The sequence below is a fragment of the Rhodopirellula europaea 6C genome, assembly GCF_000338295.1.
GTDB classification, from domain to species: Bacteria; Planctomycetota; Planctomycetia; order Pirellulales; family Pirellulaceae; genus Rhodopirellula; species Rhodopirellula europaea.
On sequence record NZ_ANMO01000118.1, the window covers coordinates 21,098 to 36,624 of the forward strand.

9 protein-coding genes are annotated in these 15,527 nt (G+C 55.5%); 2 read left to right on the plus strand and 7 right to left on the minus strand.

Annotated elements, in window-relative coordinates; genetic code table 11:
* Positions 1 to 152 precede the first annotated feature (152 nt).
* On the minus strand, positions 153 to 1,919 hold the full coding sequence (locus RE6C_RS12280) for a TolC family protein (protein WP_008656971.1): 1,767 nt from the start codon (positions 1,917 to 1,919) through the stop codon (positions 153 to 155).
* A 284-nt stretch (positions 1,920 to 2,203) separates the two neighbouring features.
* On the opposite strand from RE6C_RS12280, the gene RE6C_RS12285 reads away from it, so the two are divergent.
* Entirely contained in the window at positions 2,204 to 3,544 is a 1,341-nt protein-coding gene (locus RE6C_RS12285) for an efflux RND transporter periplasmic adaptor subunit (RefSeq protein WP_236618156.1), read from the plus strand.
* On the plus strand, positions 3,544 to 6,690 hold the full coding sequence (locus RE6C_RS12290; RefSeq protein WP_008656975.1) for an efflux RND transporter permease subunit: 3,147 nt from the start codon (positions 3,544 to 3,546) through the stop codon (positions 6,688 to 6,690). Before RE6C_RS12285 ends, RE6C_RS12290 begins: the two co-directional genes overlap by 1 nt.
* Before the next feature lie 148 nt (positions 6,691 to 6,838).
* On the opposite strand, the gene RE6C_RS12295 is transcribed toward RE6C_RS12290, so the two are convergent.
* The 6 genes from RE6C_RS12295 to RE6C_RS12320 form a co-directional block, all read right to left on the minus strand.
* The gene (locus RE6C_RS12295; RefSeq protein WP_008656979.1) at positions 6,839 to 7,513 is read right to left on the minus strand and encodes a hypothetical protein; all 675 of its coding nucleotides are present in this window, start codon (positions 7,511 to 7,513) and stop codon (positions 6,839 to 6,841) included.
* A 98-nt stretch (positions 7,514 to 7,611) separates the two neighbouring features.
* Positions 7,612 to 9,330, minus strand: a complete 1,719-nt coding sequence (locus RE6C_RS12300; protein WP_037252285.1) for an OprO/OprP family phosphate-selective porin — start codon at positions 9,328 to 9,330, stop codon at positions 7,612 to 7,614.
* 226 nt (positions 9,331 to 9,556) lie between these two features.
* The gene (locus RE6C_RS12305; protein WP_008656984.1) at positions 9,557 to 11,383 is read right to left on the minus strand and encodes an arylsulfatase; all 1,827 of its coding nucleotides are present in this window, start codon (positions 11,381 to 11,383) and stop codon (positions 9,557 to 9,559) included.
* 163 nt (positions 11,384 to 11,546) lie between these two features.
* On the minus strand, positions 11,547 to 13,166 hold the full coding sequence (locus RE6C_RS12310) for a sulfatase family protein (RefSeq protein ID WP_008656985.1): 1,620 nt from the start codon (positions 13,164 to 13,166) through the stop codon (positions 11,547 to 11,549).
* A gap of 264 nt (positions 13,167 to 13,430) precedes the next feature.
* Positions 13,431 to 14,249, minus strand: a complete 819-nt coding sequence (locus RE6C_RS12315; RefSeq protein WP_039961900.1) for a sugar phosphate isomerase/epimerase family protein — start codon at positions 14,247 to 14,249, stop codon at positions 13,431 to 13,433.
* A gap of 107 nt (positions 14,250 to 14,356) precedes the next feature.
* Positions 14,357 to 15,307, minus strand: a complete 951-nt coding sequence (locus RE6C_RS12320) for an aldo/keto reductase (protein WP_008656987.1) — start codon at positions 15,305 to 15,307, stop codon at positions 14,357 to 14,359.
* Between the last annotated feature and the right edge of the window lie 220 nt (positions 15,308 to 15,527).

Here is a 15,527-nt window from a genome sequence, read left to right on the forward strand (position 1 = left end):
CTATCAGAAATGGATTGTTTGGCCGCTTCGTCGTCTCCGCGCCAACGCCAATTCTCGGTGCTTCGTAAGGATTGACCATGCCATGCCGGGAGAATTTGATCGGTTGGTTCGATGACCGGCGATACGAATTGTACTTCGACTCAATTGGGCAATCAGTACGTTATCGATGCCAGATCGTCACTGACGGGCCAACCCAATGCCCACTGCAAACGGAATTGAGATTGGTTGTACGCCGTCACGGCTTGCAGGTAAGCACGCCGTGCGGACTCCAACGCCTGAACCGCCTGCAACACTTCGATCGGCAACCCCTCGCCATCTTTGATTCGTTCCAAGTTGGATTCATACGAACGTTCCGCAGTCGCAATCGCCTGCTGTGTCAGATCCATTTGCTGACGACGAAACTCGACCTGACTCGCCGATTCTGAAATCTCCGCAGCGACCTGATCCATCACACGAAGTTTCTCATACCGTGCTTGCTGCACCCGCGCAGACGTTCGATTGCGTGCCGCTCGTTCGCCGAGCCCGAAGTTACGAATTTCCCAAGTGACCACGGCGTCGAAATCATAGCGTCCGTCGACGTCACTCAGGTCATTGCCCAATCCTCCTCCAAAGCCACCAGTGCTGTAGCCCAGCAAAACACTCGGAACAAACGGAGCGTACTTTTCGCGTTTGTAGGCTTCGCACGCGGCGGCAACCAACGATTGCGACTCTTTCAGTTCCGGCCGCGACGCCAAACCGGTGCTGATCAGCGAGGCTTTGTACGCGCCGGCGGCCATCAACTCCAACGGCACGACGGTGACGTCCATTGGTAGAAGCGTCTCGCCAGAATGCATGCTGATGGCTTGGGCGAGTCGTGCTGACGCGACCGCGACCCGTTCCTGTCCTCCCACCAATCGACTGTCGATCAAACGGAGTTCAGTCTGCATGCGATCCGCATCGGCTTGCATTCCCTGACCTGCCGCAGCGAAATCGGATGTGATCCCCGCCAGTTCTCTCACGCGTTCACGCGACTCTTCCAACACGCGAGCGTCCTGGTAGGCCTCCAGCAATTCCGTGTAGGCGGTCGCGGCTTGCAACAGTTGCTGATTCAAAACACTCGAGGCAGCGTGACCACGAGCCCAGGCGGTTTTCTCTGCGATCTTTGGTTGGAAGATCGCATCGGCCATGTGGAATTGAGCGACCAACCCCGGGCGTGTGTTGGTGGTTCCGGCACCGGTGGCACCGGCTCCCAATCCGTACTGGAACGAGTTTCGATTGACATCAACGATGTCTCCGTTGCTGGATTGGTAGTTGCCATCGTGGCGATGGAAGCTGAATCCGGCTTGAATAGATGGCAACCACAAAACGTTGGCCTGATCGAGTGCCGCATAAGCTTCACGCGTTCGCCATTGGGCCAATCCGACCGCGGGGTGCTGAGAGTCAATCATCGCCAGCGCCGTCGGCAGGTTCATCTGCACCGTATGCGGCGAGACCATCGCCACATCGGGTGAGTGGTCCATCGAATCAACGACAACCGGTTCAGGAGGCAGTCGCCCCAGTCCGCTTTCTTGCACCTCCAACACGGGTGCGCTTTCATAGGCGGCCAACGAATGATCGCTGCTGCTAGCGACGGCCCTTTTCTCGAGTGGTTGCAACCGATAGCGTTTGCCGTCGATCGTCAGAACCGGTTCGTTCGCCGATGTTTGATCGGCAATTGGCTGAACAACATCACGATGGGCCACCGGGCGAATCTTGGACTCGTCGGCCGACGATTTTTCACGGGCCTTTACCGCACCCAGGTCCAATGCGGCGGAACTCGCGGTGACCGCTGCTGATGACGGGAGACTTTGCACCGATGCCTGGTTCATTTGCCCCACACACCCAATCGCTGGAACGGTGCTCGAGAGGGCAATCAGCGTGTATAGCAACGAACGGGACATCCATGCTCTCCTGGTTCATCTGTTCGGAAGACAGCGTTCGTTCGCCTTGCTCAGCTCGTCCCGAACGCATCAGTTTCTACTAATGCACTTCGGCAAATGATCATCCAGATGGTAACGATCGAATGCCTTGGATTAGTCAGATCTAATCTGCTGCGCATCGAAAACACTCATTGCGCGAACTAGACTACATCGACCGTTTGGCGAACCGCGCCCGGTCAGATCGATTCTTCCGATTCCTCCAGTTATTCCAGCGGAGCCAAGGACGCCAGTCCTCGATTCTCAACATGCTTCTCGCAATCCCGCCTCGACTCCTCCCCCCGCTCGCGACGATTGCGGCGTTGTGCCTTCTCGCCGGCTGCTCTGACGCGAATCGCGTCGCCGAGAAAACTCAGCCGCAGCCGGCCACGCCGGTCAAAACGGTGTCCGTCACTCCGACCGAGGTCACTCGAACCAGCGTTCAACCCGCGACCGTCCACGCCTACTATCGAGCCGAACTTCGCTCGCAAGCGTCGGGCTATGTCGAGTCATTCACTGCGGACATCGGTGAATACGTCGAGTCCGGCACCGTCATAGCCAAGATCTCGGTTCCTGAACGGCAACAACAACGCCGGGTGATGGAAGCCAAAATCCGGCGATCGGAATCGCAGGAAAAGCAAGCCGAGTCGCAAATCGAACTGGCCCAGGCAAGCAGGAAATCCGCCGAAGCCAAACTCGCGCAAGCCAAATCAGAAGTCGACGCCGTGGAAGCTTCCGTGGCCGCTGCCACCGCGGAATTCAACCGAACCGAAGACTTGGTCAACCGAGGTTCCTTGCAGAACCGAATGCTGGACGAGGCTCGGATGAAACGCGACAGTGAGTCGGCTCGCAAACAGGCAGTCCAGTCCGCCGTTGCATCTTCGCAAGCAGACGTGGAAGTCGCATCGGCAAGAGTCGAGTCAGCACGAGCAGATCTTGAGACCGCCCGAGCGGAGACCGATGTCGTACGACGCGAACTGGATGAGCTGGACGCATGGATCGACTACGCCGAAATCAAAGCTCCTTTCTCCGGCATCATCACGGAACGAAACATTGAACCAGGTGATTTGGTCCGTGCCGCCAACGAAGTCGGACTCGGCAAGCCGTTGTTTGTGATCAGCCAAATTGACCGCGTCCGCGTGCAAATCCCCGTTCCTGAAAATCACGCTCCTCTGGTCAGTCCCGGTGACGAGGTCAGCCTCACGTTTCCATCCTTTGCATCGGAACCTTCCATCACCGCGCAGGTCACGCGTCGCAGCGGAAGTCTCGATGCCCAAACGCGAACGATGATGGTGGAAGTCGAAATGGACAACCCCGACGGCAAGCTGATCCCAGGAATGTTCGGACAAGCAACGATTCAACTGGCTACGCAAGACGCGGCCAACATGCTTCCCGCGCAGGCCATTCGGTTTGATGAGTCTGGCAATGCCTTCGTGTACGTGGTTGCGGGCAACGACACAATTTCGATTCAAGAAATCTCAACCGGAATGGATGATGGAAACTTCATCGAAGTCCTCTCCGGAGTTGAGCCCGGCCAATCAGTCGTGGACGCTCACTTGAGCCGCTTCATCGACGGGCAAAAAGTTGCCGTCGTGGGAGCCGCTCACTGATGTCGTTGATCCAATTTTCTCTTCGCAATCGATTTGCGGTTCTGGCCGCATCCATTGCTTTGTGCGTGCTCGGCGCAACCGTCATCCCGGGTATCACAATTGACATCCTTCCGGACTTCAAAAAGCCGGTGGTTGTCAGTTTCTTCTCCTACCCTGGTCTTCCGACCTTGGACATGGAGAAATCCGTCACCTCGCGGGTCGAACGTGCGCTGACGCTGGCGGGAAAGATCGAACATCAAGAATCGAGAACGGTTCCTGGTGCGGCCGTGATCAAAGTCTTCTTCCAACCCGGTGCCGATCCAAGCTCTGCGATGAACGACATCGTGAACTTGGAAGCCAGCGACATGTTTCACTTGCCACCTGGCATCGAGTGGCCGTTCACGCTGCGAAGCGAACCGTCGAACTTGCCCGTGGTTCTGGCAGCGATCTCGGGCGAAGGCCTGAGCGAGTCCGAACTCTACTCGATTGGCTACTACGCGGTCCGCAACAAGATGGGCGGATTGAAAGGTGTGCAGATCCCTCACCCGTTTGGTGGCAAATTCCGCCAGATGATGGTTTACGTCGATCCGGTCAAACTTCAGGCTTACCACATCAGTGCGACCGATGTGGTCGACGCGCTCAAGAAATCGAACCTGGTGCTCGCCGGCGGCACCGCGACCATGGGCGGAACGGACTATCAGGTTCACCCTCGGAACACCCTGCCTGACATTGAAGAGATCGCAGCGATTCCCATCGCCGTTCGGGACGATCGCCCGATCTTCGTCCGAGACGTGGCAACGGTGAAGGATGATGCGGCGTTGCAATACAACATCGTTCGAGTCAACGGGAACCGCAGCGTCTACTGCCCGCTGCTTCGCGAACCCGGCGAAAACACCATCGCGGTGGTGGACCGGATCTACGACGGGATTGCAGAAGAGATCCCCAAGATGAAAGAACGCGGTGACATCCCCGAAGCGACCGATGTGACACTGGTTTCGGATCAATCCATCTACATTCGCAAAGCGATGTCGAACCTGCTGTCGCAAATTGGTCTCGGTTCGGTGTTGGTCGCGCTCGTGGTACTGATCTTTTTGCGACGACTGCTTCCAACTGCGATCATCATTTCGACGATCTTACTGGCCATTTTGATTGGTGCCTTAGGGTTCGCTTTCTCCGGCCAAACCATCAACGTGATGACGCTGGGCGGAATTGCACTCGCGATTGGCACGGTCGTCGATGCTGGAATCGTGGTCGTTGAAAACGTGATCCGTCACGGGCGGATGGGTAAATCGCCAATGGAAGCCGCACGTGACGGAACTCAAGAAGTTTCAGGTGCGATCCTGGCGGGAACCATCACGACGTTGGCGGTTTTTTTACCTGCCATCTTCCTAACGGGGATGATCAAGTATTTGTTTGCGCCGCTTTCGTTGGCCGCGACGCTGACCATCGGTGCCTCTTACATCTTGGCGTTGACTGTTGTCCCCGCCTTTTGTGCGACCTTCGTCCGAGAACGCGTCCAGGCAAAGGCTTCTGGCAAACAAGCCAGTGATGAGCAGCAAATTTCGACCAAACCATCGGGGCTGTACGGGCGTCTGCTTTCAAACGCCATGCGTGCACCGGCCTTGTCGGCCATCGTCATCATCATTGGCGTGGGAGCATCGTTCTTGCTGCTTCCGAAAATCGGAACCGAGTTGTTTCCAAATGTCGATTCAGGCAGCTTTGAAATTCGCTTGAAAACGGTGCCCGGTACCGCTTTGCCGAAGACCGAGGAATTGGTCGCGAAGATTGAAGACACGATCCAAGAAGTGATCCCATCCGAATCGATCGACACGATCATCTCGAACATCGGATTGCCGGTCGGAAAGGGAGCCGGATTCTCCACGGTCCTGAGTTCGAACTCCGGCCCCGACACGGCCTACTTGATCGTGAACCTGAAACAGGAAAACCGGCGAGTCGGCACACAGGAATACATTGACACTTTGCGAGAGCAGCTAAACGCAAAATTCCCACTGGAACAATTCATGTTTGTCTCCGGTGGCATCGTCAACATGGCACTCAACGAAGGCGTCCCGACTCCGATCAGCGTGCAAATTTCCGCGGGGACATTGCAACAGTGTCGCGACGCTGCGGAACGTATCGTGCGAGAGATCTCGCCCATCAAAGGCACGCGAGACGTGCAGATCGCTCAGTCTTTGGACTACCCTCAATTCGACGTGCAGGTCGATCGAACGCGAGCAAAATACCTGGGACTTGATCAAGAAAAAGTGGCCCAAACAGTACTGACCGCGTTGGGATCCAGCGTCGGCTACTCACCGACCATTTGGATCGATCCAAAGAGCGGCGTCGACTTCTTCATGGGAGTCCAATACGCATCGAACCAGTTCCAATCGCTGGATGAACTGCGAAACATGCCACTGTCGCTCGACACACCCGATGGTCCCATCACGATTCCGCTCTCGAACATCGCCACGGTCAGTCGAGTCACGATCCCAGGCGAGATCGCCCACTACAACATCTCGCGGGTCAACGATATTCACGTCAACGTCGCGGGACGAGACCTCGGAAGCGTCGCGGCGGACATTGACGCCGTGATCGCCGACATGGAATTTGAAAACGGAGTCTCCGTCGCTCTTCGCGGACCGATCGAAAAGATGCGAGACGGCATGAACATGCTGGGCATGGGACTAGGCGTTGCGACGCTGCTTGTCTACCTAGTGTTGATGGCTCAGTTCAGATCTTTCCTGGATCCACTGATCATCATGCTGTCCGTTCCATTAGGAATTGGTGGGGTTTTGATCTCGCTGTACTTGACCAACACGTACCTCAACATCCAATCCTTGATGGGAACGTTGATGATGATCGGCGTCGTCGTCAACAATTCGATCCTCTTGGTCGAATTCGCGAATCAACGACTTGCCGCGGGAGTCTCTCCCCATGAAGCAGCTCTGTCCGCAGCTCAAGTCCGCTTGCGACCGATTCTGATGACGTCATTGACGTTGGTCGCATCGATGTTGCCGCTTTCGTTCCAACTCGCTCCGGGCAATGAAGCGATGATTCCGCTCGCCCGTGCGTTGCTGGGCGGCATGGTGGTTTCAACGCTACTGACACTGGTCTTGGTGCCATGTGTCTATGTGCTGCTCCATCGAAAACGATCGGCGCCGGCCTAAGATCAAGTGGCATGGGCATGCCGTTTGCGATTGTACCGCACACAAACACCCAGTCGATTGACCTTGCAACAACGCAACGAAAAACCACCGACACGACTGAGTCGTGCCGGTGGTATGCGTTCCGAACGTTGGTGACGCTGGAAAATTTCTATCGAACGAGGACTTCAACCGAGGTTTCGATCAAATCGTCTTCGGCTTGAAGCGATGTCGTATTGGGATTTGTGATCGTGACCCAACCTTTGGCATCGGGCTCAGCACGACTGATTGCCGAGGCCAAAGCGACCGACTCTTGCTTGTCCAATTGAATCGTTTCGCCCGCATTGTTGGCGAACGTGGCTGGTGGCAATGATGCAGCGGCTTCGTTACTGGCACAACATCCGATGTCGCAACCGCCCACGTCACAACCGGAATCACAATTTCCGGTGTCACAGCAGCCATCGTTGCATCCCTTTCCGCACCCAAAGATGCCACGAGCACGATGACGGCAATCCGGGCAACAGGCGATAGCGGACCAATCGTAGGTGCAGATTGTCTTCTTCTGCTTATCTGTGACCAACTTCTTGATGGTGCGAACTTTGCCGCACTTTTTCAGCGGGCCACATTCCCATGGGAAACGCAATGGCGGAATGCAGATGGTTTCGCATTCGACATCAAAACAAGTGACGTCCACTTCTTCTTTTTCGACTTCGACAGCGCAGCGTCCGGCTTGGCAGAAGCAGCAGGCGGGGCCGAATGCACTGGCGTTGCTCGAGAAAACGACCGAGGCGGTCAACGCGAACAGTCCCAACAACGCGATGCGACCGAATTGAATGGATCGGTTCATTTGAAATTCCTTTTTCAGTTCTGTGCGGTTTGCGTGCGGGGCTGAGACTCAGCCCCGCACATAAAATGGTTTTGGTTCAACGCTTCGTTTCAATCAACTCAGAAATCGATCATGAAGCGAGTTCCGAAGATCAGGAAGTTTCCCGCGTTTACGGGTGCGTCAAGTGGATTGTTGCCGTTGGCCGCCAATCCACTTTCGCTGATTTCTCCCCAAACCAAGTTGTTCTGAACCTTCGAGTAAGGCGTCCAGTACCAGTTCAAACCGGCGGTATAGAGATTTCCAACGCCACCGTTGACGCCGCCATCAGTCAGATCGAGGTGGTCGTATCGGAAAGCAAGCTGCCAAGCTCCCCAACCGTTGCCGCGACAACCGTTGCAGCGATCAACCAAAAAGAAGTTCTCGTGAGGCTTCACACGTGCCAATGTTCCCGTCGAACGATTGTATGGCATGTGCTCACCGGTCAAGAAGTACGACGCGTAGATGTAGCCGCCGTGGAAGAACAGATTGTCATCCACGCCCGCCGCTGGGTCTTCCACTTGCATTGGGGTCAGGATGTATTCCCCGGTGATTTGCAGCGAACCGAGGTTCAGGATGTTTTCAAATCCAATGTTTTGATACCAATCTGCACCGTCGATGCGACCAGTGTTCAACCAACGCTGTGAGCTTCGTGCAAGAGGTCGAGTGCGGAACCGGCCTTCGTTATTGTTCGTGTCACCAGCACCCGCATTGCCGTCAGGTTTGGCAACTGCACCGGCCAGACCCCAGTGCCAATATCCTCGGCCGCCGCTGGTGTCGTCGTACCATGGCGATCCCCACAAACGTGAGTATCCACCGGCTTGGGCCGAGTCACCGATGAAACGTCCATCCGTGTTGATGTTTTCGAGATTGTAGATACCGTACGTCCAACAGAACGATTCCTCGTCGTTGTGACCATACATGGCCAAACCAAATCGACGAGCATCTTCGTTGAATGCTTCCACGGCCAGGGGACGTTCTGCGAACACGTTGTAGCGTGAGCTGTTCAGGTGGTCCAAACCGAGAGGACGCTTTTGATTTCCCAGAATCAATGTTTGATTGTTGGGCAGGTTCGTCCAACCAAGATACGCGTCTTTGATCTCGGGGGTCTGCGGATTGTTGAAGTCCACCTGCAAGCGGTACTTCATGTTTTGAGGAACGGTTCCCGAAATCTCCAATCGCAGACGGCGGAACGCGGTGATATTTTCTGGACTCTGTTCCGGATCGCCTGCGGCACCTCCGATACGGCCGCTTTCAATTCGATTGATGCCGGCATCGGTGTTGGAAAACGACCAGTGATCAATGTGGACTCGGCCACCGATCTTGATCGTTGATTTTTTCTTCTTGGCCTTGGCCTCAGCCACTAACTCATCTTGATAGTCCGTCCACTCCTCTTCCAACGTGTCGAGAGCTTCCAACCGCGACGCGAATGCATCCAAGCGGTCCTCAAAAGACTCTTCGTCGGCAAGCGCGACCTGATTCTGCGTGTCCTCCGACAACGTCTGAAGTCCGGAAGGCTCCTGGTCCACGTCCGCAGGCAACGATTGCAAGGTGTCTTCTACCAAACCATCCTGCGGGCTGACTGGATTTGCGCTGTACTCGTTGGACAGCATGCCGTCAAACGAGTTGGTCGTAGGAGTCGATTCAGGCGTGACCAGCACGGAATCACTGCCCACCTGGTTCGCGGGGTTCCACCATTCATCGGCCGTCGCCACTGTTCCGCCGCTGGCTACCAAGCAGACCAACGCCGCAAGGGTTCGTCTGGCAACGCTACCGCCGCGCCGCTTGGATGAAGATTCCATCGAATTGAGACTCCGTTTTCTGAATCAAAGCACCAACCAATCCCTAGGTTGATGTCGCCTAACGGAGTTTTCATCGATCCATTATTTCAGCTTGTACGGCTGATGATTGCCGCGCGAAGAAATCTCGATCTTTCTTAACATTTGAATTTGCTGCATTCCGACCAACCGGCACAACCGATCCTTGGTGTGCCGGAACAATCCTTACAACAGGACCGCCGAAGCAAACTCATTTGCCAATTCGCGAGAGCGTGCAATAGTACGCCCCAACTTCACCGGTCGGGATTTTGAAGACGGGAGCGAGCTGGTGTGAGCCCTTGGACAGTTCGATTTCCATGGTCACGACACTGTCCCCTTCACCGACGGTTTTGCTTGCGATGGACTTTCCATCAACACGAATTTCAGCCGACTGAACCGGAATCGCACGGCCGGCTTGCGTTCGATACGCGGGTGACGATCCCGGCACATCTTCGCCCGGCGGCACAGCGGCAGCGATCGCGGCACCCGATTCTTCGGGCCAACGACGCAAAGCGACCTCAAACTTGCCGGCTTCGTGCACATTGATTGCCCAGTGACCGTTGTGCGTCAGGTCCTGCTTCTTGGCCTTCTTGGGGAACACTGCCGCGGCAGCTCGGATCGCCGATTGGTTCCAAGGCGGCGCCTGTCCGATCCAGTCGTGAGCGGTGAAGGTGACCACGGGATGATCGGGGTGCCCAACGGTCATCTCAGTCGTTTGCGAGAAGGTGGGTTCCAACTCCGCCCACCACGCTTCGTAAAACTCTCGCATCGAGGCGACTTGTTCGGGATGCTCGCCCGAGATGTCGTTCTCCTGCCCCGGATCATTCGCGATGTTGTAGAGTTCCTTGCCATTGATCAAACGCCATTTGTCCTGCATCACCGATGACTGACGCCACTTGATCGGGTCAATCACTCGCTGCGAATCGGTGATCAGCATCCGATCGTTGAACGACGAATCCGCCTTATCCTTCAGCAGCGAAACGATCGATGTCCCGTCGAACTCGACCGTTTCAGGTGCTTCGACACCACACATGTCCAGCAGCGTCGGAACGATGTCGACCGCATGGCAAAGCGTGTCATTGGTTTTCGATGTGGCAAAGCCGCCCTTGGGGTAATGCATCACAAACGGAACGCGGTGGCCGCCTTCGTAGGGGCTGCCTTTCTTGCCACGCATGCCCGCGTTGTAGACCGAGGCTCCACCAGCAGTCCCATTGTCCGTGGTGAAGATAAAGATCGTGTTGTCGTGCACGCCAAGCTCGCGAAGCAGCTCACGAGTTCGTCCTACATTGTCGTCGATATTCGTAATCATTCCAAAGAACGTTGCGACGTTGTCCCGCATCTCGGGATACATGTCGATGTACTTCTGCGGGGCGTGCAACGGACCGTGCGGAGCATTCGTCGCGATGTAAGCAAAGAACGGCTCATCCGCTTCCACGCATTCGCGAATGAAACGATTTCCCTCTTTGAAAAAGACGTCGGTGCAGAAGCCTTCCGCTTTGACGGGTTTTCCGTTGTGGAAATAAGAACCGCCAAAGTAGGCGTTGTCCCAGAAATCGGGAGTCTGCCCCACACCGCCTCCTCCGTGGCGATAGACCTCGGTGAAACCGTTGTCTTCGGCTCGGTAAGGATAGTTGTCGCCCAAGTGCCATTTGCCAAACATGCCCGTTTGGTAACCGGCATCGCTGAAGATCTCACCGAAGGTCACCTCGTTGTCCCGCAACATCGAACGACCGCTGATCGTGTGCCAAACTCCGGTTCGATTGGTCCAGTGACCGGTCACCAAAGCCGACCGGGTCGGCGAGCAAGTCGGCGCGACGTGATAGTCGGTCAACACAGACGATTCCGCTGCCAACGCATCAATGTTCGGCGTCTGGACGACTTTGTTTCCAGTGAAGCCACAATCGCCGTAACCCTGGTCATCGGTGATGACCAACACGACGTTGGGACGATCCGCCGCGTGGACGGAATGAACCGGAGACAGCCCCTCCCACAAAGAACTTGCGAACACAAACGCCAAGCAAAACAACCAACGTGACATAGCTGCGACTCAAACTGGAGGGAAACTGTGGGGTGGGAAACCACCGTAGCCGAACGGCGGCGAGTGTCAGGTGACAATTCCGCCTTCGGACGGCAGAAATGCGACGTCTCGACCATCCAAACGGCAGCCGGATCTAACTGCCGCTTGGATTCCGTCGGCAAGATTACTTTTCCGACTGCTTCGCCTGAACATACTCGTGCGAGATTTTGATCGCCTTTTGACGGTCCTCGTCACTGTAGTCCCAAAACTCCTGGACAACGTCTTCCACCGCTGGGTAGTGCGAACCATCGTCGCCGACTCGCTTGCGAAGATCGGCCAAACGCTGCTTCATCTCTTTCGCGACTTCGGCGTATTCAGGATTGTCGATTTGGTTGACGACTTCCGTCGGATCGTTCACCAAATCATAAAGTTCCCAACCGGGAGGCGTTTGCTGCTTCCCTTCGTAGTTGACCCCGTAGTAGTAGATCAACTTGTGAGTCTTGGTGCGGATACCAAGGTGCCCTGGATTGTCATGGTGAGCCATGTGCATCCAATAGCGGTAGTATGCTTCCTGCTTCCAACCTTCGGGTTCTTGACCGGTCTCGCAGATTTCGCGAAAGCTTTTGCCCTGCATGTACTCGGGAGTTTCAACGCCCGCGAAAGCCAGCATGGTCGGTCCGTAGTCCACATTTTCAACGATCGCATCGCTGCGTGAACCGGCTGGAATGGACTTGGGGTAGCGGACCAAGAACGGCATCCGCTGCGACTCGTCGTACATCCAGCGTTTGTCCATGTAGTCATGCTCGCCCAGCATGAAACCTTGATCGCCTGTGTAGATAATCACGGTGTTGTCCATTTGGCCGGTTTCTTCCAGCTTCGCGAACAAACGAGCCAAGTTGTCGTCAACACCCTTCACACAACGCAGGTAGTGCTTCATGTAGATGTTGTAGGCCTCTCTTTTTGCCTCTTCATCGCTGAGCCATGAGTCAACGCCATAATGCTTGGCGTAGTTCCGGCGTGGATTGCGGCGGCCGATCGACGTACCAATGAACGGCATCATCTCGTCCTTGGCCCCACGAGTCGCGAGCGATCCAAATTGCGGTTGGCTCCAAAGGTTCTTTGGTTCTGGGATCGCGATTTCGGCGAGGTACTCTTCGTAACGTGGCGCGTACTCGAAAAAGTCGTGCGGCGCCTTGTAGTGGTGCATCAAAAAGAACGGCTTGTCATCTTCGCGAACTTCGTCGAACCAGTTCAGCGTGATGTCGGTGATTGCATCGGTGCTGTGCATGCCTTCTTTCTTGATCGTATTCTTTGGCCAGGGCTTGTCGCCTTGGATTCGGAACTCGGGATCAAAGTACTTGCCTTGGCCGGGCAACACGCAGTAGTAGTCGAACGCGGCTGGCTCGGCTTTCAAATGCCATTTGCCGATCATGGCAGTTTGGTAACCGGCCTTCTTCATCTCTTTGGCGAGATGCTGATTCTCGGGTTCAATTCGGCCACCCAAATCAAAAACACCGTTGGTGTGGTTGTATTGTCCGGTCATGACGCAAGCACGACTGGGGGTGCAGATCGAGTTGGTGCAGAACGCGTTCTCGAACAACATGCCTTCCTCGGCCAAACGATCGAGGTTCGGCGTTGGGTCCAGATAGGCAAGCCGACTTCCATACGCACCAACCGCTTGGCTGGTGTGATCATCCGACATGATGAACAAGATATTGGGTCGATCATCGGCGACCACCCAGGGTGCCATCGCAATGGCAACCATCCAAATCAGGGCACGTGACCCAATCAAAGCGTGTGACATATTCAGTTCATCTCGTGGTGGGGAGGGATGGTGGGGACGTCGACTTTTTGCTGAGTGGCATAGCAGGCTGCTCATTTAGTCGCATATCGAATGACAACAACTAGCCGCTGGGCGTTAGCCCCGGTTGGCGTCAAATCAACCGCCGCTAACGCGGTACGGCTTACTAAATCAACAGCCCAAGAGGGGTTCTCGAATCACAGGCTGGAAGCCAATGCCACATTTCTTTCAGACTCGAAACCTATGCAAGTTTGTGTTTCGACAAACTCACGCGGTGAGGCGTTTGTACGCTTCGATCGTGTTTTTCGCGGCGGTGTCCGAATCGGGCAACGCGAATGCTTCGGCACACAAATACCCGTCGTAATCAATGTCTTTGAGAGCCTGGATGATGGGTTCGTGATTCATGTGTCCCATGCCAGCGGCTTGCCGGTTCGAATCGACAAAGTGGATGTGTCCCACGTAGCCTTTGCCAGCACGAATGGCGGCGGCCAGGTCAGCTTCCTCGATGTTCATGTGGAACAAATCGGCGAGCAACTTGATGTTGTCGGTCGACAATGTCTTGCAGAACTCGACGCCTTCGTCGACCGTGCGAAGCAAGTTGGTCTCGTATCGATTCAGCGGCTCGTAGAACAACGGGACGTTGTATTGAGCGGCGTAGGGACCGAGTTCATCGAGTGCCTCTCGCAAGAATCCCAACGCTTGATCGCGAGAGATGTCGCCGCCCCATTTGCCTTGCATCGAACCAATGATGGCGGGAGCGTTGTACTTGCCACCAAAGTCAATCATTTGCTTGACGAAGTCACGAGCTTTGGCGCGATGATCGGCATCGGCGTGCGTGAGGCTCAAGCCGTGCTTGACCATCCCAGCACCGGTGCCGACCGCGGCGACGACCAAGCCATGCTCTTGGAGCAAGCCCTTCAGTTCAGCCTCGTCCACCGCGTCGGGGCCGGGAGCGAAAATTTCAATCGCATCAAAACCCAGTGACGCTGACTTTTGGCAAGCGTCTTTGAGACCTTCCCAATAAACGAACGGACCTCCGCGAGCTTCTTCGACCAGACTGACCGTGATGGCAGATTTAAACGTCATGTTGTTTTCTTGCGGGGGAGATTTGTGGTGATGGATTCGATGTGGCATAGGCTTCCAGCCTGTGATTCATATTCCACTGGCTGGAAGCCTATGCCACTTGGCTGAACTCAGGAGGCGACGGGCTCGTCGTTGTTCTCGGGTCGGCCTTCGATGTAGAACCAATTGTGGATTGGCTTCAGAATCTCTTTGACTTCAGCAACCAGGGTTTCGTCCATGGGCTCTTGCGCCCACTCAACCCACTGAGCGACTCGTTTCGGGTTGGCCGATCCGGGAATGCATGTTGCGAAGTCTTCGTTTGCGATGCTGAATTGGAGTGCGATCTTGGCGATGTCACTGCCGCGATCGGCGCAGTGTTTGGCTGCCGCAGCGGCAACCTCACGGACTTGCGGAGTCGCTTTGTGCCAAGGCGGCAATTCCGCGTTGGTCAATAGACGTGCCGAGAACGGTGCGCCGTTCATCAATCCGACGCCTTTCTCTTTTGCCAGCGGCACCAACTCAAGTGCCATGTCGTTTTGCAGGGTGTAGTGGTTGTATGTCAACAAGCAATCGATGTCCGCGTTGTTCATCACGTACTTGAACATCTTCATCGGGTAACCGCTGACGCCGACGTACCGGACCTTGCCCTTCGCAATTTCGCGACGGATCGCCGGGATCGTCTCTTCGACGATTTGCGACATCTCGACAAATTCCAAATCGTGACACAGCACGATGTCGAGGTGGTCGACCTTCATTCGTTCAAGCGACGTGTCGATGCTCTCGGTGACGCGTTTGGCACTGAAGTCAAAGTGCTCACCGGTGTAGCGACCGAGTTTGGTGCCCAGGTAGTACTGATCACGAGGGATGTCCGGCAGGACTCGGCCGAGCATCATCTCACTCATTCCACGTCCATAGAACGCGGCGGTGTCGATGAAGTTCATACCGCTGTCGAGCGCGACTCGAACAGCTTGCAAACTCTCACCCAAATCGACGCTTCGGAACTCCTGTCCAATCGAAGACGCTCCAAAAGAGAGCGTCGTGAGTTCCATGTCCGTTTGGCCTAAACGTCGGCGAGGCAGCATCTTGGCAGTTCTTGGGGTTGAATGGTGGTGACGGATTCCAGGGCGACAAGATGCAGCGAGTGTAACCTCGTGTTGCCGCCGATGCCAACGCACCCGCACCCAAAGAAAACACGTCCAGGGCTATAGATTAGAAAGCCATTGCCAAGCTTTTACGCTTCGCCATCGCTCTGCCCTTGGGACATGAAAAAAGGCCGGAGGTCGATGCACGATTGACTCGTGC